At 23.7% G+C, this 19,257-nt stretch carries 18 protein-coding genes and 3 tRNA genes; 7 read left to right on the plus strand and 14 right to left on the minus strand.

Annotation, left to right across the window (positions count from 1 at the left end):
- Window positions 1-638: 638 nt before the first annotated feature.
- Entirely contained in the window at window positions 639-1,394 is a 756-nt protein-coding gene (locus FQV33_RS01905; protein WP_158348091.1) for an FAD-binding oxidoreductase, read from the plus strand.
- A 6-nt stretch (window positions 1,395-1,400) separates the two neighbouring features.
- Here FQV33_RS01905 and epmA read toward each other — a convergent pair whose 3' ends face one another.
- On the minus strand, window positions 1,401-2,375 hold the full coding sequence (gene epmA / locus FQV33_RS01910) for an elongation factor P--(R)-beta-lysine ligase (RefSeq protein ID WP_158348093.1): 975 nt from the start codon (window positions 2,373-2,375) through the stop codon (window positions 1,401-1,403).
- Between the two features lie 106 nt (window positions 2,376-2,481).
- On the opposite strand from epmA, the gene coaD reads away from it, so the two are divergent.
- Window positions 2,482-2,982, plus strand: a complete 501-nt coding sequence (gene coaD / locus FQV33_RS01915) for a pantetheine-phosphate adenylyltransferase (protein WP_158348095.1) — start codon at window positions 2,482-2,484, stop codon at window positions 2,980-2,982.
- Window positions 2,983-3,072: 90 nt separating this feature from the next.
- Here coaD and FQV33_RS01920 read toward each other — a convergent pair whose 3' ends face one another.
- Together FQV33_RS01920 and FQV33_RS01925 are read right to left on the minus strand one after the other, a co-directional pair.
- Complete coding sequence (locus FQV33_RS01920) at window positions 3,073-3,963, minus strand: hypothetical protein (protein WP_158348097.1); 891 nt, start codon at window positions 3,961-3,963, stop codon at window positions 3,073-3,075.
- Window positions 3,964-4,181: 218 nt separating this feature from the next.
- Entirely contained in the window at window positions 4,182-4,598 is a 417-nt protein-coding gene (locus FQV33_RS01925) for a hypothetical protein (protein WP_158348099.1), read from the minus strand.
- 222 nt (window positions 4,599-4,820) lie between these two features.
- Here FQV33_RS01925 and FQV33_RS01930 point away from each other — a divergent pair, with 222 nt between their 5' ends.
- Window positions 4,821-5,564, plus strand: a complete 744-nt coding sequence (locus FQV33_RS01930; protein WP_158348101.1) for a class I SAM-dependent methyltransferase — start codon at window positions 4,821-4,823, stop codon at window positions 5,562-5,564.
- Window positions 5,565-5,621: 57 nt separating this feature from the next.
- Here FQV33_RS01930 and FQV33_RS01935 read toward each other — a convergent pair whose 3' ends face one another.
- The 3 genes from FQV33_RS01935 to dapF form a co-directional block, all read right to left on the minus strand.
- The gene (locus FQV33_RS01935; protein WP_158348104.1) at window positions 5,622-7,079 is read right to left on the minus strand and encodes an inorganic phosphate transporter; all 1,458 of its coding nucleotides are present in this window, start codon (window positions 7,077-7,079) and stop codon (window positions 5,622-5,624) included.
- A 102-nt stretch (window positions 7,080-7,181) separates the two neighbouring features.
- Complete coding sequence (locus tag FQV33_RS01940; protein ID WP_158348106.1) at window positions 7,182-8,387, minus strand: MFS transporter; 1,206 nt, start codon at window positions 8,385-8,387, stop codon at window positions 7,182-7,184.
- Between the two features lie 29 nt (window positions 8,388-8,416).
- Entirely contained in the window at window positions 8,417-9,241 is an 825-nt protein-coding gene (gene dapF / locus FQV33_RS01945; RefSeq protein ID WP_193201191.1) for a diaminopimelate epimerase, read from the minus strand.
- Between the two features lie 141 nt (window positions 9,242-9,382).
- Here dapF and cyaY point away from each other — a divergent pair, with 141 nt between their 5' ends.
- From cyaY to FQV33_RS01965, 4 genes are all read left to right on the plus strand, one after another.
- Window positions 9,383-9,730, plus strand: coding sequence for an iron donor protein CyaY (gene cyaY / locus FQV33_RS01950; protein ID WP_158348110.1), 348 nt, complete (start codon window positions 9,383-9,385; stop codon window positions 9,728-9,730).
- Between the two features lie 90 nt (window positions 9,731-9,820).
- Window positions 9,821-10,759 (plus strand): hydroxymethylbilane synthase, encoded by a 939-nt coding sequence (gene hemC / locus FQV33_RS01955; protein WP_158348112.1) that lies wholly within the window; start codon window positions 9,821-9,823, stop codon window positions 10,757-10,759.
- A 2-nt stretch (window positions 10,760-10,761) separates the two neighbouring features.
- The gene (locus FQV33_RS01960) at window positions 10,762-11,109 is read left to right on the plus strand and encodes a uroporphyrinogen-III synthase (protein WP_158348114.1); all 348 of its coding nucleotides are present in this window, start codon (window positions 10,762-10,764) and stop codon (window positions 11,107-11,109) included.
- Window positions 11,067-11,510 carry a uroporphyrinogen-III synthase gene (locus FQV33_RS01965; protein WP_158348116.1) on the plus strand — a complete coding sequence of 148 codons (444 nt, stop codon included), beginning with the start codon at window positions 11,067-11,069 and terminating at the stop codon, window positions 11,508-11,510. Before FQV33_RS01960 ends, FQV33_RS01965 begins: the two co-directional genes overlap by 43 nt.
- A gap of 6 nt (window positions 11,511-11,516) precedes the next feature.
- Here FQV33_RS01965 and FQV33_RS01970 read toward each other — a convergent pair.
- From FQV33_RS01970 to ilvD, 8 genes are all read right to left on the minus strand, one after another.
- Window positions 11,517-11,590 (minus strand) — tRNA-Pro (locus FQV33_RS01970).
- Between the two features lie 14 nt (window positions 11,591-11,604).
- Window positions 11,605-11,677 (minus strand) — tRNA-His (locus FQV33_RS01975).
- A gap of 35 nt (window positions 11,678-11,712) precedes the next feature.
- Window positions 11,713-11,786: transfer RNA gene (locus tag FQV33_RS01980), tRNA-Arg, on the minus strand.
- Between the two features lie 134 nt (window positions 11,787-11,920).
- Window positions 11,921-13,180, minus strand: coding sequence for a transcription termination factor Rho (rho, locus tag FQV33_RS01985; protein ID WP_158348118.1), 1,260 nt, complete (start codon window positions 13,178-13,180; stop codon window positions 11,921-11,923).
- A 119-nt stretch (window positions 13,181-13,299) separates the two neighbouring features.
- Complete coding sequence (gene trxA / locus FQV33_RS01990; RefSeq protein ID WP_158348120.1) at window positions 13,300-13,626, minus strand: thioredoxin TrxA; 327 nt, start codon at window positions 13,624-13,626, stop codon at window positions 13,300-13,302.
- A gap of 147 nt (window positions 13,627-13,773) precedes the next feature.
- The gene (rep, locus tag FQV33_RS01995; RefSeq protein ID WP_158348122.1) at window positions 13,774-15,789 is read right to left on the minus strand and encodes a DNA helicase Rep; all 2,016 of its coding nucleotides are present in this window, start codon (window positions 15,787-15,789) and stop codon (window positions 13,774-13,776) included.
- A 61-nt stretch (window positions 15,790-15,850) separates the two neighbouring features.
- Entirely contained in the window at window positions 15,851-17,323 is a 1,473-nt protein-coding gene (gene ilvC / locus FQV33_RS02000; RefSeq protein WP_158348124.1) for a ketol-acid reductoisomerase, read from the minus strand.
- A gap of 43 nt (window positions 17,324-17,366) precedes the next feature.
- On the minus strand, window positions 17,367-19,220 hold the full coding sequence (gene ilvD, locus FQV33_RS02005; RefSeq protein ID WP_158348126.1) for a dihydroxy-acid dehydratase: 1,854 nt from the start codon (window positions 19,218-19,220) through the stop codon (window positions 17,367-17,369).
- Window positions 19,221-19,257: the final 37 nt, after the last annotated feature.

Here is a 19,257-nt window from a genome sequence, read left to right on the forward strand (position 1 = left end):
TATATATAAATTAATAAACTTTTTAAATCTTAAAGGTATTATTTAAATTAAATAATTAAAATATATTTTATAAATAAAAAATAGTTTTTTATATCTTATCGTTTATTTTATATCTTTCCAAAAATTTATTATAATAGTATTGTTCAAATAGATTCAATCAAATTGATAAAATATTTAGTAATTTAACAGGAGAAAAATCACTATTAGATAAACCACTATACAATCTTATTTAAATTAATAAAAAATACAGATTAATGTTAAATATTTTTTGATATTAAAAAAAAGAATTATATATTTGTTTATAATGATTAAATTATAGTTTAAAAATAAATAAAAATCATGAGAAAACAAATAAATATTTACATAAATATATTTTATTTAGTAATTTTGATTATAAGATACAAGAAAATAAATCAAATTTATCTTTGATTTGATTAGAATTACATTTTAAATGTAACATTCTAGATAGAATAAAAACCTAAAAAATATCCATTAATATCTCTAATAATATAAAAATTAAAAATAAATAAAATATAAGTAATGTTCAAAAATAAAAAATTTTAATAATCATTGTACTGAAATTCAAATAAATACAATGATTATTTAAAATAATTTTAAATAATACATAGGCATATAGAATGAATCCATGGATTAATGCGAAAGTTTTAAAAATAAAAAAATGGACTAAAAATTTATTTAGTATTTTTTTAAAAGCACCAATATCAACTTTTCAAGCTGGACAATTTACAAAATTAGCTTTATATGAAAATAATCAAACAAAAAAAATTCAGAGAGCATATTCTTTTGTTAATGCTCCAAGTAATCAAAATTTAGAAATTTATATTGTTCGTATTCCAAATGGAAAATTAAGTAATCTTTTATATACTTTACAAAGTGGAGATAATGTATTTATTAAACAGAATGCATTTGGATTTTTTATTCTTAAAGAAATACCTGATTGTGAAACATTATGGATGTTTGCTACTGGAACTGCCATTGGTCCTTATTGTTCTATTTTACAAGAAGGTGGTAAAGATATCGAAAGATTTAAAAATATTGTTTTAATACATGCTGTACGATATAAAAATGAGTTAACTTATCTTCCTTTAATGAAACAACTATATCTAAAATATAATAGAAAATTAAAGATTCAAACTATAATAAGTAGAGAAAAAGATAATGATTCTTTATTAGGAAGAATTCCGTTTTTACTAAAAAATAAAATTATAGAAAACACAATTGGATTAGAAATTAATCAAAAAAATACACATATCATGTTATGTGGAAATCCATCAATGGTAAAGGAAACATATTTATTATTAAATAAAGAAAGAAATATGACTAAACATCTAAGAAAAAAACATGGACATATTACTATGGAAAATTATTGGTAATTTTAATTAACAACGATCAAAAGCAAATGATATAACTTCATCAATACTTTTCTTATTTAATGCGATCATTATTAAACGATCTAAACCTATTGCAACTCCAGAGCATGAAGGTAAACCGTAATTTATTGCATTTAAAAAATTACTATCTATTTCCCGTATAGGTAAATTCATTTCATATCTTTTCTTATTCTCATTAATTAAACGTTTTTTATTCTCTAAATAATCTGTTAGTTCATAAAATCCATTTCCTAATTCTATTCCCTTGAAAAATATTTCAAATCTTTCTGCAATATGATTGTTTTTTTTATTTAAAGAAGCAAGAGAAGCTTGTTCTGCAGGAAAATGATATACAAATATAGGTCTTTTTTCCCCTAAAAAGGGTTCTATTAACAAAGTAAATAATATTTCCATTACTGTATTTAAATTTTTTTCAGAACATGTTAAATGTGCTAAATTAAATTTTTTTGAAATTTTATATAGTTCAGTGATATTAGTAGAAAATGGATCTATATTTAAATATTTTACAAAAACTTCTTGATAAGAAATTTTTTCTGATTTTTCGAATTTTAATATTTTTTGAAAAAATAAATCTATTTTATCAATAAATTTATTCATAGAACATGAAATTTGATACCATTCAAGAATAGTAAATTCTGGATTATGACGTTGGCCATATTCTTTATTTCTGAAACTACGACATATTTGATATATTGGTCCACTACTAGCTGATAGTAAACGTTTCATATGATATTCTGGACTAGTTATTAACCATAATTTTAATTTATTTAAATTATTTCCTGGAGAAAAATAATTAGTTTCAAATGGTGTTAAATTTATATCTGTAATTGTTGATTTAGATAATGATGGAGTTTCTACTTCTAAAATTTTGTTTTCTAAAAAAAATAAACGAATATTATTAATAATCTTTGATCTTTTAATTAAATTTTTAATAGAAGCACTTGGTTTCCAACTTTCGTGCATACAATTTCCTTTTAAAATTTATATAAAAATAAAATTTAATATTTTAATTTTATTACAGTTAAAATAAAAATCATCTATAAATAAAAAACAATGAAAAAATAAAAAAATGAAAAAAACAGCAATATATCCAGGCACATTTGATCCAATTACATATGGACATTTAGACATTATAACTCGTGCAATAAAAATTTTTGATAATATAATTATTGCTGTTTCTTCTAACAATTTAAATAAAAAAACTATTTTTAGTTTACAAGAACGTATTAAATTAACTAAATTAGCTACTTTGCATCTTAATAATATAAAAAAAATAATTGGTTTTAATGATTTATTAGCTAATTTAGCAAAAAAAGAAAATACTAATATTTTAATTAGAGGAGTACGAACCATATTTGATTTTGATTATGAACTTAAATTGGCTGCTATCAATAAACAGATATATCCTGAACTAGATAGTATATTTTTACTTTCATCTAAGGAAGTTTCATTTATATCATCATCTTTTGTAAAAGAAATTGCAAAATATAAAGGTAATGTAAAACCATATCTTCCAAAAGAAATACATTTTGCTTTGTTAAAAAAAATCAAAAAAATTTCAAATAAGTAGTACTTTATTAATGCAATTTTTAACAATTAATAAAAAAATAATAGGGCATATAACCCTATTATTTTTTAAACAAAGATATTTTTCAAAATATTAATTAATAAAATATGAATGTTCTATTATTGGTGCTTTTGTATATGAAAAAATTACTTGTGTTTTTACTCCATAAGAATGGTGATGTGTTACATCATTTGCATCTATAGAGTAAAATTCAGACATATTAGTAGCAATGATTCTAATAGTACCATCTTCTAAATGAGTAATCTCATAAAAATTCTTTGCACGCACAATCCTAGAATTATTTAATTCTGGATGTTCAGCAATTAATTTTAAGTAAGCTTGTTTTAATAATGCTGGATTTGCATATTGAGAAATAAATTTTTGTTCTATATCATTAGTAATTAATTTTTTAAAACCTTGAAGCATATCTTCTTTAGTTCTAGCAGATATTAAATGTCCATCAATTATAAAAACAGCAGAATGAAAATCTATCATAAAATATTTATTTAAATTTTCAGGAACTTCTAATTTTTCATACATATCTTTATAAGAAATTTTAGTCTCTGGCTGTGGAAATGATGGAAACTGATCGAAAACTATTGGAGTATTTTGAGCATTTTTAAAATAATTAACGTCAGATTTTTTAATACTTTGATTTATTTTTTCTTTAAAGCTTTGATTATCTTTTAAATTTCTTTCTTTTACTTCGACATTAAAAGTTTCATCTAAATCAATTGGATATTGTATTTTAAAATTTTCTTCTTTTGGAATTTTTACGTTTAAATCAGGAAAAGAACTTTCGTATTCAGGATGTTTAGGATTATGATTTAATTTATTAATTATTCTTAATCTTCCTTGCTCTCTTATTTTCTCTATTAAAGCATGTATAAATAATTTAGAAGACTCAATTGTTTCTTTTAATTTTTTAACATATTCAACTAAACTATCAATTTTTTCATTTACTTTTCTTGTAGATTCATCCATTGAGGATCCTACAATAAATTCATATCCTGCATTAAAAATTTTTTTAAATATATTACCATTAAATAAATTTATAGTTATATCTTTAATTACTTTGCAAACTGCAGATATTTTTTCTTTTAATTCATTAATTATAAATTCACTTATTTCTTTTAAATTTATACTATTAATTGTTTCTTTAATAAAATCTATTAAAGCATAAAAAGTATTTGGGAAAAAATCTAAAATAGATTCAATAGTTGATTTAGAAGGTGTTTCGGCAGGAAATTGAGAAGGGGGTTCAGAAACAGTTTTTTTTTCAAAGCATTTTCAGTATTTAATTCATTAGTGTTATTAATATTAATTTCATTGCCTTGCTTTTGTTTTATTGCGTTTTTTTCTATAAATTCTAGCTGATCAAGACATTTATTATATAATTTCTCTAACTTAACTAATTTTTCTTCCGTATCAGAATAAGAAATTGTAATTTTACTGTCTTTTTGATTTTTATTTTTATTATTTTTAATTGTTTCACTAATTTCTTTTCGAATACTTTCAATAATTTTAGGATCTATTTTAATTTTTAATTTATCATTTGGTTCATTTTGTTCAAAAGATATTGGATTTAATTTATCAACTAGATTAACATTAGATGACATAATTTTGTTTCCTTTTTTTAAACTATTTTAAACTATAAACTTGTTTATATAAAAATATTTTTATTGATTAAATAAACTTTTTTAAAATCAATATAAATAAATTTATTTTAAATGAAGTATTTTTTATTTTTAAGATATATAAAAAATAAAAAATTCTTATTTAGTATATTTTAAAACTATTTTTAGAAAAGTCAATTATTAATAATAAAAAATAAAAATATTATGAATATATATTTAATTATAAAAAGCAAAAATATAAGAATACAAAAAATAATTAAAGAATACAATATTAATCATGATGAAAATGCTTCTATAGCTTTAATAATAAATAATAATACATTAGAACTATATCATCGTTTAACACCACATGAAAAAACTATTAAAGTTGATTTCTTATCTAAACAAAATAATTACAGATGTTTAAAGTTTAAAAAAAAAAATGAAGCACTTTATAAAGCACTAGGAATTAAAAAAAATTATTTTCCTTATGTAATAGATGCAACAGCTGGATTTGGAAGAGATGCATTTTTAATTGCTTTTTGGGGTTGTTATGTTCTTATGCTTGAACGGCATCCAATAATTGCCGCTTTATTGAAAGATGGTTTACAGCGAGCACATGAAAGTCAAAAAATTGGAAATTGGTTAAAACAAAGACTACATTTAATGTTTTATGATAGTTTCAAAATGTTAGAAATTCCAATTTTACAACCAGATATTATTTATTTAGATCCAATGTATCCAATAAATAAGAAAAAAGCATTGCCTAAAAAAAATATGCAATTTTTGCGAAATATAATAAAAAATAGTGATAATCATGAAAATTTACTAAATATTTCTAGAAAATTCGCAAAAAAAAGAATAATTGTTAAAAGACCTTCTTATGCACAACCTTTATCTAAAGAAAAAGTAAAATTTTCAATAAGTAATAAAAATCATCGTTTTGATATATATTTACCTATTAAATAAAACAAGAGTACAATTAAATTAAAATGTACTCCTGTTAAAAATGACAACTAATATTATTTATTGGATTAAAAATAATGCTATCCAATATAAGAAACTAGAAAGTAAAATCGAAACAGGCAAAGTTAATATCCATGCAACAATAATGTTTTTTATAGTGCTGTTTTGAATTCGATCTCCATCAGCTAACATTGAACCTGCTACTGATGATGATAAAATATGTGTTGTAGAAACAGGGATTCCTGTATAGCTAGCTATTCCAATAGAAAAAGAAGCTGTGATTTGAGCGGACATAGCTTGTGCATATGTCATTCTTTTTTTTCCTATTTTTTCACCAATAGTTACAACTATACGTTTCCAACCAAACATTGTTCCTATAGATAAAGCAAAAGCAATAATTAATATTATCCAAATCGGTGCATATTCTACAGTTGTAAGTATTTCTTTTTTAATCTTATATAAAAGAATTTTTTCATTTTTATTGATATCAAAACTAGTTATTTGATCAATGTTTTCAGAAATACAAAGTAAAAAATGACGTAATTGAAATCGTTCCTTTATATTTAATATCTTATAATTATATACATTATGTAATAATATTTGAGTTTTTTTAACATTTTTTATCATATTAGAGTAATTCAAATATAATTTTTCATTATTATTATTTTTTTTAATATCTTTTAAATAACTATTTGAGTAATATTTATTTAAATAATCAATTGTATTTTTTGTATAAATAATTTCTTTTTTAGAAGCATTTAAATTAACTAAAAAGTTAGCTGGTATAATGCTAATTAATACAAGCATAATTAGTCCAATACCTTTTTGACCATCATTTGCACCATGTGCATAACTAACCCCAATAGATGATAAAATCAATGCTATTTTAATTGAAAGTGGAGGATTTTTTTTTCCTTCATTTTGTTCACGTTCTAATGGAGTCATATGAATTCTATTAAATTTTTTATATTTATTGGTAATATACCTTAACAAAAATATTAAACTTCCAGAAATTATTAATCCTATAATAGGAGATAAAATTAACGATATAAAAACATTTAAAATTTTAGGTATATTTAATGCATTCACTAAAGAAGATCCTGTAGTAATTGCATTAGTTAGACCAATTCCAATAATTGCTCCAATAAGAGAATGAGAACTAGATGCAGGCAAACAAAAATACCAAGTAGATAAATTCCATAAAATAGCAGCAAGTAAAATAGAAAAAACCATTGCAAGTGCATGCTGAGGATTACTATTTAATAGTAAATCATTAGGTAATAAATGAACAATAGCATATGCTACTGTTAAACCTCCAAGTACGACACCTAAGAAATTAAATATACCAGACATTATAACTGCAAGATTTGCAGACATAGCTCTAGTATAAATTAAAGTGGAGACAGCATTTGCTGTGTCATGAAAACCATTAATAGCTTCATAAAATAAAACAAAAAATAAAGCTAAAAAAATAAATAAACTATGATTCAAGTCAGAATAAGAAAATAAATATAGCATAATATTTTAGCCATTTTGATGAATTGAACTAAGCTTATTATCCTTGAGAAACTATCTTTTAGGAAAGTAAAATATAATAAATTTTTTTAAAAAATATTTAATTTAATTATTTTTTTTTAGTTTGAAACATAAAAATATTCCATAAATTAAAATAATTATCATAAAAATTGAAATTCCTAACCATTTTGAATAAAACCAAAAAAATCCACTAAATGTACCAAATACACTAGAACCTAAATAATAAAAAAATAAATATAAAGAAGTAGCTTGAACTTTTGCAAATTTTGCATATAAACCAACCCAACTACTAGCAATTGAATGAGAGGCAAAAAATCCTCCTGAAAAAATTATCAATCCTAAAATAATAATTATAATTTGATTAAACTGAGTAATTAGTATACCTAAGATCATTAATAATAATGAAATTATTAAGATATTTCCTTTGTTATATTTATTTATTAAAATTCCAGCTTTAGGAGAACTATAAACTCCAGTTAAATATATAATAGATAATAATCCTATACTTGATGAACTAAATAAAAATGGTTTTAATATCAATCGATATCCAATATAATTAAAAATAGTAATAAAACTTCCCATTAATAAAAAACCTATCATGAAAAGAATAGATAATATTGGATTTTTTAAATGTAAATAAAAATAATTTAAAAATTTTTTATAATCAATAGAAATTGGATAAAAATTTTTTGAAGATGGTAAAAGATATAGAAATAGAAACGATGATATTAAAGAAAAACAACCAATTATAAATAATGAAATATTCCATGAAAAATATTCTGCGATAATACTACTAATAATTCTTCCAGAACAACCACCTATAGTATTTCCGCTAATATATAATCCAATACAAAATGATAGTGAATTAGAATGAATTTCCTCAACTATATATGTAATACCAATTGCAACAACTCCGCTTAAAGATAATCCTATTAAAGCACGAAGAAAAATTATCATTTTCCAATGATCTACAGTAGCACAAATAATTGTTAAGACTGATGCTATGAATAAAGATATAGACATAATTAATTTTCGACCAATTACATCTGATAAAATCCCAGTAAACAATGTACCTATGGCCATAGTTGCAGTTGTTGCCGATAAAGATAAACTGCTTTCAGTGGCAGTTAAACAAAATTGTTTAGAAAATATTGGTAAAATTGATTGTACACAATATAAAATAGAAAAACTAGAAAATCCTCCTAAAAAAAGAGATAAAATAATTTGATTAAATTCTTTTGTATTTTTTTTAATATATATATTTTTTTTAGTAAAATTTTGATTTTTCAAAACTCTTAAAAACTCCTATAATTAATATTTTATATATATATATAACCTTCATAAATATATTTCGCTGGTCCGATCATATATAAAGGATTGTTAAAACCTTTCCATTTAATAAATAAAGTTCCACCTAATAATTCAACTTTTACATTATTGGAAAGAAGATTCTTTACAATACCCACTGCAACCGCAGCACATGCACCACTTCCACAAGCCTGAGTTTCTCCTTCATTTCGTTCATAAACTCTTAATTTAATATGATTCTTTTTTAAAATTTGCATAAAACCTATATTTATGCCTTTAGGAAAAATAGATTTTTCTTTTATTATTTTACTAATAGTTTGTACAGGTGCATATTTTATAGATTCTACTTGAATAACACAGTGAGGATTACCAATCGAAACTAAACTACATAATAAATTATTATTAATAATTTTCACTGAAAAATTATAATTTTTTAATTTTTCAGAATTAATTATTGAGTGTAATTTGAAGATAGGTTCATTCATATTTACTTCAATTATATCTTTAGAAATAAAATTAATTATTATATTTTTTTGATTAGTGCTAAGATTAATTCTTTTCTTGGTAGTTAAACCTTTCAATATAAGAAATAATCCTACACATCTAGCACCATTTCCACATTGTTCTACTTCATTTCCATTTGAATTAAAAATACGATAATGAAAATCAAATTTAGAACTATACGATTTTTCAATGAGTAATAACTGATCGAACCCTATTCCAGTATTTCGATTTGATAATTCTTTTATTTTTAATGAAGATATAACAAAATCTTGTGTAATTGATTCAATAACCATAAAATCATTACCTAAACCATGCATTTTAGAAAAATTAATTTTTTTTCTGTTATTAACGTTTAAGTACATTTAAAATTCCACATAGTTGTTAATTTTTATATAAATTTTTTTAAATTAAATAAAATTATACAGATTTTATTTATTTGTAAAAATTAATTAAATAAATTTTAGGAAATATTAATGAAAACTAAAATAATTGATAATCGAAAAAACAATTTTTATAAATTAGTAAATGAATTATTTCTTAAGATTGAAGATAATTTAAATTTATATATTGATAAAATTGATTTTGATTATGAAATACAAGATTATATGATGACTATTACTTTTTCAAATAAAAGCGTAATTATAATTAACAAACAGGAATTTTTAAAACAAGTTTGGTTGGCTACAAAATTAAATGCATATCATTTTAATTATCATGTAGATAAATGGATTTGCAATCGTAGTAAAAAAAGTTTTTGGGAAATATTTCAAAAATCTTTTTCTATACAATCCAATAAAAATTTAATCTTTTATAATATTTAAAAATGTTAAATATATCATGACTAACTATATATTTTATTATGATTTCATAATGATTTTTGAAAAAATATTTTATACTAAATGAATAGTAATATGAAAAAAAAAATATTAAGAATTGCTACTAGAAAAAGCCCTTTAGCTTTAGAACAAACTAAATATGTTGAAAAAAAAATATTATCTTTATATCCAGATTTAAATATACAATTAGTACCCATAGTGACACATGGAGATAATATTTTAAATAAATCACTTTCTAAAATTGGGGGGAAAGGACTTTTTATAAAAGAATTAGAATTTGCTCTTCTTGAAAATAAAGCAGATATTGCAATACATTCCATGAAAGATCTTCCTGTTCATATTACCAAAGAATTATGTTTAGTTAGCATATGTAAAAGAGGAAATCCATTAGATTCATTAATTTCTAATAATTATAACTCTATTAATCAATTACCTAAAGGAGCAGTAATTGGAACATCAAGTTTAAGAAGACAATGTCAATTGATAACTCGCCGACCAGACTTAGTTGTATCTCCTTTAAGAGGAAATATAGAAACAAGAATAGCTAAATTAGATCAAGGTAAATATGACGCAATAATTTTAGCAACCGAGGGATTAAATAGATTAAGTTTAAAACATCGTATTACTCAAATTATACCTGCTGAATTATCACTTCCTTCATGTGGACAAGGAGCTATTGGAATACAATCTAGATTACATGATAAAAAAATACTGTTTTTTTTATCACGTTTGAATCATATTAATACTTTTATTGAAATAAACACAGAACGTGCATTTTGTAAAACTTTAGAAGCAGGATGTCAAATTCCAATTGGAAGTTATGCAATTCTTAAAAAAAATAAAATTTGGCTTAGAGGATTAGTTGGTTCGCCTGATGGAGCCATTATATTAAAAGGAGAAAGAATCGGATGGTATGATACTGCAGAAGAAATGGCATACTCTTTAGCTAATGAATTACTTGATAATGGCGCTCGAAGAATTCTGGATAATATTTATACTAAACAATTAAATTAAAAATGAAAATACTAGTGATGAGGCCTTCTTCTGAAGGAAGAAAATTAGCAAATATACTGAATAATATAGGAATTTTATCTTGGCATATTTCTTTATTTGATTTTTTACCTAGCACAACTTCAATTAGTTTATCAAAAAAAAAATATGAATTATATACGTCAGATAAAATTATTATTTTTTCTAAAAAATCTGTTTATTACACAAATTTATATTTAAATAAAAATAATTTACATTGGCCTCTTAGTCCAGATTATTACACAATTGGAAAAGGAACAGCATTAGTTCTTAAAAAATACATTAAAAAAAAATTTTATTTCCAGAAAATGAAGAAAATAGTGAATCTTTATTAAAACTTTTAAATCAAAATGATATTAGTAAATCTAAAATAATTTTATTAAAAGGAGAAAAAGGAAGAAAATTAGTAGAAAAAAACTTAAGAAAAAATAATTTTAATATATCTGTTATCGAATGTTATAAAAAAGTTTTTAAAAAAATAAACAATTATCTAGAAATAAAAAAGTGGCGTGCTTATCAAATAAATACATTAATAGTAACTAGTGGTGAAATTTTAAATAGATTAAATGACACAATTGATATTTTAAATAAAAATGAATGGCTATTTAAATGTAGAATATTTGTAGTAGGTAATAGGTTAAGCCAAATGGCTAAAAAAATAGGATGGAAAGATATTATTATATCTAATTATGCTAATAATCAAAATTTATTAAAAATTATCAAAAAGTATAATTAAATTTTTTCGGCGAAAGAGGATTTGAACCTCTGACCTACTGGTCCCAAACCAGTTGCGCTACCAAGCTGCGCTATTCGCCGTTTCTACATTTTTGGGTGGCTAATGGGATTTGAACCCATGACCACTGGAATCACAATCCAGCACTCTACCAACTGAGCTATAGCCACCAAATAAACAATAATAATATTTTTATCTTAATAAGTGCGCTCGACAGGGTTTGAACCTGATACCTCTACCTTCGGAAGATAGTGCTCTATCCAAATGAGCTACGAGCGCATTTACAAGATATAGATTAAATTTTATGATTAATCATGGTTGTTGTCCAGCTTTTTTTGTAAAAATTTTAAGATTAAAAAAATTATTTTTTAAATCAAATTATATATATTAACATTATATACATATTAAAGATTTTAAGAACGTTTCATCATATCAAAAAATTCATCATTAGTTTTAGTCATAGATAATTTATTTAATAAAAACTCCATTGCGTCTATTTCACTCATAGGATGAATAATTTTTCTTAGTATCCACATTTTTTGAAGTTCGTCTGGCAAGGTTAATAATTCTTCTTTTCTAGTTCCAGATCTATTATAATCAATAGCTGGAAAAACACGTTTTTCTGCTATTTTTCTAGATAATGGTAGCTCCATATTACCTGTACCTTTAAATTCTTCATAAATTACTTCATCCATTTTTGAACCTGTGTCAATTAATGCAGTTGCAATTATTGTTAAACTACCACCTTCTTCAACATTCCGTGCAGCACCAAAAAATCGTTTCGGTCTATGTAATGCATTTGCATCAACTCCTCCTGTTAACACTTTTCCTGAAGCTGGTACAACAGTGTTATAAGCACGTGCTAAACGAGTAATAGAATCAAGTAATATAATAACATCTTTTTTGTGTTCAACTAATCGCTTAGCTTTTTCAATAACCATTTCTGCTACTTGTACATGTCTTGATGCAGGTTCATCAAAAGTAGAAGCCACAACCTCCCCTTTAACTAATCGTTGCATTTCAGTAACTTCTTCTGGTCGTTCATCAATTAACAAAACCATTAAAACACAATCTGGATGATTATAAGCTATGCTTTGTGCAATATTTTGCAGTAATATTGTTTTTCCTGCTTTTGGAGGAGCTACAATTAGACCTCTTTGACCTCGTCCTATAGGTGAAGCCAAATCTAATACCCTTGCAGTTAGATCTTCTGTTGAACCATTTCCTCTTTCCATTCTTAATCGAGAATTAGCATGCAAGGGTGTTAAATTTTCAAACAAAATTTTACTTCTTGCATTTTCAGGTTTATCATAATTAACTTCATTCACTTTTAATAACGCAAAATATCTTTCGCCTTCTTTAGGTGGTCTTATCTTTCCAGAAATAGTATCACCAGTTCTTAAATTAAATCTACGAATTTGACTAGGTGATACATATATATCATCAGGACCAGCTAAATAAGAACTATCAGAAGAACGAAGAAATCCAAATCCATCTTGTAATATTTCTAAAACTCCATCTCCAAATATATCTTCTCCACTTTTTGCATGTTGTTTAAGGATGGCAAAAATAATATCTTGTTTACGCATACGCGCTAAATTTTCCAACCCCATTTTTTCACCAAGAATAATTAATTCGGAAACTGGCATATTTTTAAGTGCGGTAAGGTTCATAATGGTGGGTTCTTAGTAAAATCGGGGTAAATCTTGAAATGATAATTGTGACATAATGTATATTTTTTATTAATAAATTTTTTTGTAAAATTTAATTATTACATTAAAAATTAGTAAATTTATTTAATGTTTTCATCTAAAAATTTTTGGAGTTGTAATTTAGAAATTGCTCCAATTTTAGTCGCAAGAACCTGACTATTATGAAACAATAATAATGCAGGAATTCCTCGAATAGAATACATTGGTGCTGTTTTTGGATTTTTTTCAATATTGAGTTTTCCAATTTGTATTTTATTCAAATATTCATTTGCTATATCTTCTAAAATAGGTGCTAACATTTTACATGGATTACACCATTCTGCCCAAAAATCAACTAATATAAAACCTGTTGTTTTTAATACTTTTTCTTCGAAATTTTGATCAGTTAATTCAATGATATTATTCATTTTTTTATTTACTCTATAAAGAAAATTAAAACAATTAAAGTTTAAAAAATTAAATTTTTTTATAAATGTTATTTACAATATTATCATTTTTAAAAATTGATTCAAACTAAAATTACAGAATTTTTATATTTTACTATTTCAAAAAAATTATTTTTTTATTTTAATTGTTTGTTTTAAGTAATTTATTTTTTTTATATTATATTCTATGTTACCTGTAGAATCATTTAAAAGAATATTTTGATCCCAATGTAAATCTTCTTCAGGTAATTCAAATAAAAATCTGCTAGGTACTGTATATAATTTTTGACCATATTGCATTCTTGTTTGACAATATGTTAAAAATAATTGTTTTTTTGCTCGAGTCATTCCTACATAAGCTAATCTTCGTTCTTCTTCTATGTTGTTTTCATTAATACTTTTGATGTTAGGTAAAATACCTTCACTCATTCCAATAATAAAAACAGAAGAAAATTCTAATCCTTTAGATGAATGTAAGGTCATTAATTGAACTTGATTAGAATCTTTATATTTTTTTTCATTATTAATTATATCACGAAGCGTCATTTTTGTAACAATTTCTAACAAACTCATAGGTTTTTCAAAATTACTTCCTTTTATTAAGCTTTTTATCCAATTAGATAGCATATAAATATTATTTATGCTATTTTTTATTTTATCAGGTTCTTTTAGATTTTTTGATAACCATGATTCATATTTAATATCATGAATAATAATATCTAAAATATTAGAAGGTTTTGAAATAGATAATAAGGTAATTTTTTTTATCCAAGAAATAAATTTTGTTATTTGATTTATTGTTGATATCCGTAAAAAATTTTTTATTTCTGGGTCACTACTAACTTGGAAAAAACTTATATTTTTTTTAATAGCAAATTCTTCTATTTTATTAAGTGTAGTAATTCCTATGCGACGACATGGAATATTTAACACTTTTGAAAAAGCATAATTATCATTGTGGTTAAGAATTAATCGAAGATAGCTTAATAAGTCTTTAATTTCAGGACGTGAAAAAAACGATGAATTATTAGAAATGTTATAAGGAATATTTCGTTTTAAAAAAATTTTTTCAAGAATTTGAGATTGATAATTACCTCGATATAATATAGCATAATCTTTATATTCTACTTTATTTTTAGCACATTGACAAATTATTTTTTGTGCTATTTTTTCTGCTTCAACTTCTTCGTTTTTACCAATTATAATTTTTATTTTATTTCCATATTTTAATTTAGAAAATAATTTTTTTTTAAAATAATTTGGATTATATGAAATAAGTTTATTTGCAGCTTTTAGTATTCTTCCATAAGAACGATAATTTTGTTCCATTTTTATGATATTTAAAGTAGGAAAATCTTTTTTTAATAAAAAAATATTTTGAGTTGTGGCACCTCTCCATGAATATATTGATTGATCATCATCTCCTACTAAAGTAAAATTAGAATTTATATTTGTTAACATTTTAATTAATTCATATTGACTGTTGCTAGTATCTTGATATTCATCTACTAATAAATAAGTGATTTTTTTTTGCCAACGATTTTTTATAATTTTATTTTTTTTAAATAATAATATTGGCAGACAAATGAGATCATCAAAATCTAATATATTTGATTCATTTAAATGAATAGTGTATTTTTTATAAAAATATGCAAAATCTTTTTCTTGACTAGATTTTGATAATAATTCAACATCTAAAGGTGTATAAAATTTATTTTTCCAATAAGAAATCATTAAAATTAACTGTTTTAATAATTTTGTATCATTTTTTATTTTTTTATTAGTTATTTTTTTTAGTAACGATATTTGATCTTTTTCATCAAATAAAGAAAAATTAGAGTTGAATCCTAAAAAATCAATTTCATTTTTAATAATTTTTAATCCAAATGAATGGAATGTTGAAATAATTATTTGTTGTATTTGAAATGTATTTAAATGTTCTAAAAGACGTATTTTTATTTCATGAGCTGCTTTATTAGTAAAAGTTAAAGCAATAATATTATCAGGTTGATATTGACAATATTTTATTAAATAAATAATTTTATTAATAATTACTTTTGTTTTGCCAGAACCAGCCCCTGCTAATATCAAACAGGGACCATTGACAAGTTCTACAGCATGTTTTTGAACATAATTAAGAGACATAATAAAATAGTAATTAAATTAGTTAGATTAAAGTTTTTTAAAGAAAAATATAAGAATATAATTATTTAGCTACTTCAATTGATTTTATTTCTTTCATATAATTTCTTAATTTATATCCGATAATTTCAATTGGATGGTTTCGTATATTTTCATTGATTTTATATAATTCAATATTATCTATTAATGTATTAGGTAACGATGATCCTAAATTAGATTTATCAAGAGTCATTATAAAATTTTTTAAGATCGGATAAGCTGATTGAGTAAAAAGATAACTACCATATTCAGCTGTATCTGAAATAACTATATTCATTTCATATAATTTTTTTCTTGCAATTGTATTAGCTATTAATGGTAGTTCATGTAAAGATTCATAATAAGCTGATTCACTTTTAATACCTGATTTTAACATTGTTTCAAAAGCTAATTCAATTCCAGCTTTTAATAGCGCAACCATTAGTGTGCCATGATCATAGTATTCTTGTTCACATATTTTTTTTGAATAAATAGGAGCTTTTTCAAAAGATTTTTCTTTTATATCATTACGCCAATTTAATAGTTTTAAATCATTGTTATTCCAATCATTTATCATTTCATTAGAAAATTCACCTGAAATAATATCATCCATATGTTTTTGAAATAATGGTTTTAACATTATTTTTATTGTTTGAGATAATTTAAAAGCTCTTATTTTAGATTGATTTGACAGTCTATCCATCATTAATGTAATACCTCCATGTTTTAATGACTCAGTAATTGTTTCCCATCCATATTGTATTAACTTACCTGCATAACCAGGTTCAATTTGATCTTTAATTAATTTTTCATAACATATTAATGATGCTGTTTGTAACATTCCACATAAAATTGTTTGTTCGCCCATTAAATCTGACTTTACTTCAGCTATAAATGATGATTCTAAAACTCCAGCACGGTGTCCACCTGTTGAAAAAGCCCATGCTTTAGCAATATCTAAACCAATTTTTTGAGGATTATTATCAGGGTGAACAGCAATTAATGTTGGTACTCCAAATCCTCTCTTAAATTCTTCACGAACTTCTGTTCCCGGACATTTTGGAGCCACCATAACAACTGTGATATCTTTTCTTATTTTTTCACCACATTCTACAATATTAAAGCCATGTGAATATCCTAACCATGCATTAGGTTTCATCAACTTTTGAACTTTTTGAATTACATTTTTATGTTGTTTATCGGGTGTTAAATTAATAACTAAATCAGCAGCTGGAATTAAATTTTCATAATTATTTACTTTGAAATTATTATTTACAGCATTCAACCAAGATTTATTTTTTTTTAAAATACTATCGTTTTTAAGTGCAAAGGATACATTGAGCCCTGAATCCCTCATGTTTAAACCTTGATTTAAACCTTGTGATCCACAACCTAAAATAACAATTTTTTTATTTTTTAAAATGTTATTTTGATTTTTAAACTCTTTTTTTTCCATAAAACGACACTTGTTGATTTCTTTTATTTTTTGGCGAAAAGATAATTTATTAAAATAGTTCATTTTAGTATTTCCCAGTATAAAAATTAATTTTTTATCAAATATTTTAAAGATTGAATAATTTTTTTTTATCTCTTATAGCACCAGTATCTGCACTGGTTGCACAAGAAGCATAAAATTGCAAGGCTAAAGAAATTTTTCTTTTACGATTTAATGGTTTAAATGCTTTATCACCTTTTAATTTTTCTTTTATTATTCGATTTTTTAGTTCTTGTTCAGTAATATTTAAGTGAATTTTCTTCTGATAAATATTAATTTGAATATTATCTCCATTTTGAACTAATGCTATTATTCCTTGATTTGCAGCTTCCGGTGAAATATGTCCTATTGAAAGTCCTGATGTACCTCCAGAAAATCGACCATCAGTAATTAATGCACATGTTTTGTCTAGATTCATAGACTTTAAATATGTTGTTGGGTATAACATTTCTTGCATGCCTGGACCACCTTTTGGACCTTCATATCGAATAACTACAACATTTCCAGAAACAATTTCTCCTGCTAATATTGATTTAACTGCATCTTCTTGGCTTTCATATACTTTTGCTATTCCAGAAAAAATATAATTTTCTTTACTTATACTGGCAGTTTTTATTATACAACCATTTTTTGCTATATTACCATATAAAACAGATAAACCACCTTCTTTACTATAAGCATTATTGCAAGACCGAATACATCCCGTGACACGATTTTTATCTAATTTATTCCATCTAAAATTTTGAGAAAATGGTTTAATTGTTTTTATACCTCCAGGACCTGCATGAAACATTTTGATTATATTTCTTTTTTTAGTAGATAAAATATCATAATTATTTAGTGTTTCTTTTAAAGTTAATCCTAATATGTTTTTAGTTTTATTATTTAATAAATTAAAACGATTTAATTCGCCTAATATACCAAGTACACCACCAGCTCGGTGTACATCTTCTACATGATATAATTTAGTACTTGGAGCTACTTTACAAATATGTGGAGTTTTTTTAGAAAGATTATCAATATTAGACATTTTAAAATCAATATTTCCTTCATTTGATGCAGCTAATAAATGCAATATAGTATTTGTAGAACCGCCCATTGCAATATCTAACATCATGGCGTTTTCAAACGATTCTTTACTTGCAATATTTCTAGGTAAAAATTGTTCCTTATTATTTTCATAATAATCTTTTGTGATTTTAACTATTATTTTAGCTGATTTTTTGAATAGTTTTTTTCGATCAACATGAGTAGCTAGTAATGTTCCGTTTCCAGGTAATGCTAAACCTATTGCTTCCATTAAACAATTCATAGAATTCGCAGTAAACATACCTGAGCAAGATCCGCATGTAGGACATGATGATAATTCAATTTTTTTTATAAATGCATCTGAATTATTAGGATTTCCAGCATGGACAATTGCATCAACTAAATCAATTTTTTCTGTTTTTTGTTTAATTTGTATTTTTCCTGCTTCCATCGGTCCTCCTGAAACAAATACCGAAGGTATATTTAAACGCATTGCAGCCATAAACATTGCAGGTGTAATTTTATCACAATTAGATACACATATCATTGCATCTACACAATGTGCATTAATCACATATTCTATAGAATCTGCGATTAATTCACGAGAAGGTAAAGAATATAGCATTCCTGAATGTCCCATCGCTATTCCATCATCTATTGCAATAGTGTTGAATTCTTTAGGCACACCACCTGATTTCGAAATTTCTTTGGAAATAATTTTAGCTACTTCTTGTAAATGAATATGACCTGGTACAAATTGAGAAAATGAATTAACTATTGCAATAATTGGTTTTTTGAAATCTTCATCATTCATTCCTGTTGCACGCCATAAAGATCTGGCTCCAGACATATTTCTTCCTTGTGTCGTTGTAAAAGAACGATATTTAGGCATTTTTTAAATAACCTCATAGAATATTAGTTTTATTTAA

This window comes from Buchnera aphidicola (Aphis fabae), from assembly GCF_009069125.1.
GTDB lineage: Bacteria > Pseudomonadota > Gammaproteobacteria > Enterobacterales > Enterobacteriaceae > Buchnera > Buchnera aphidicola_BB.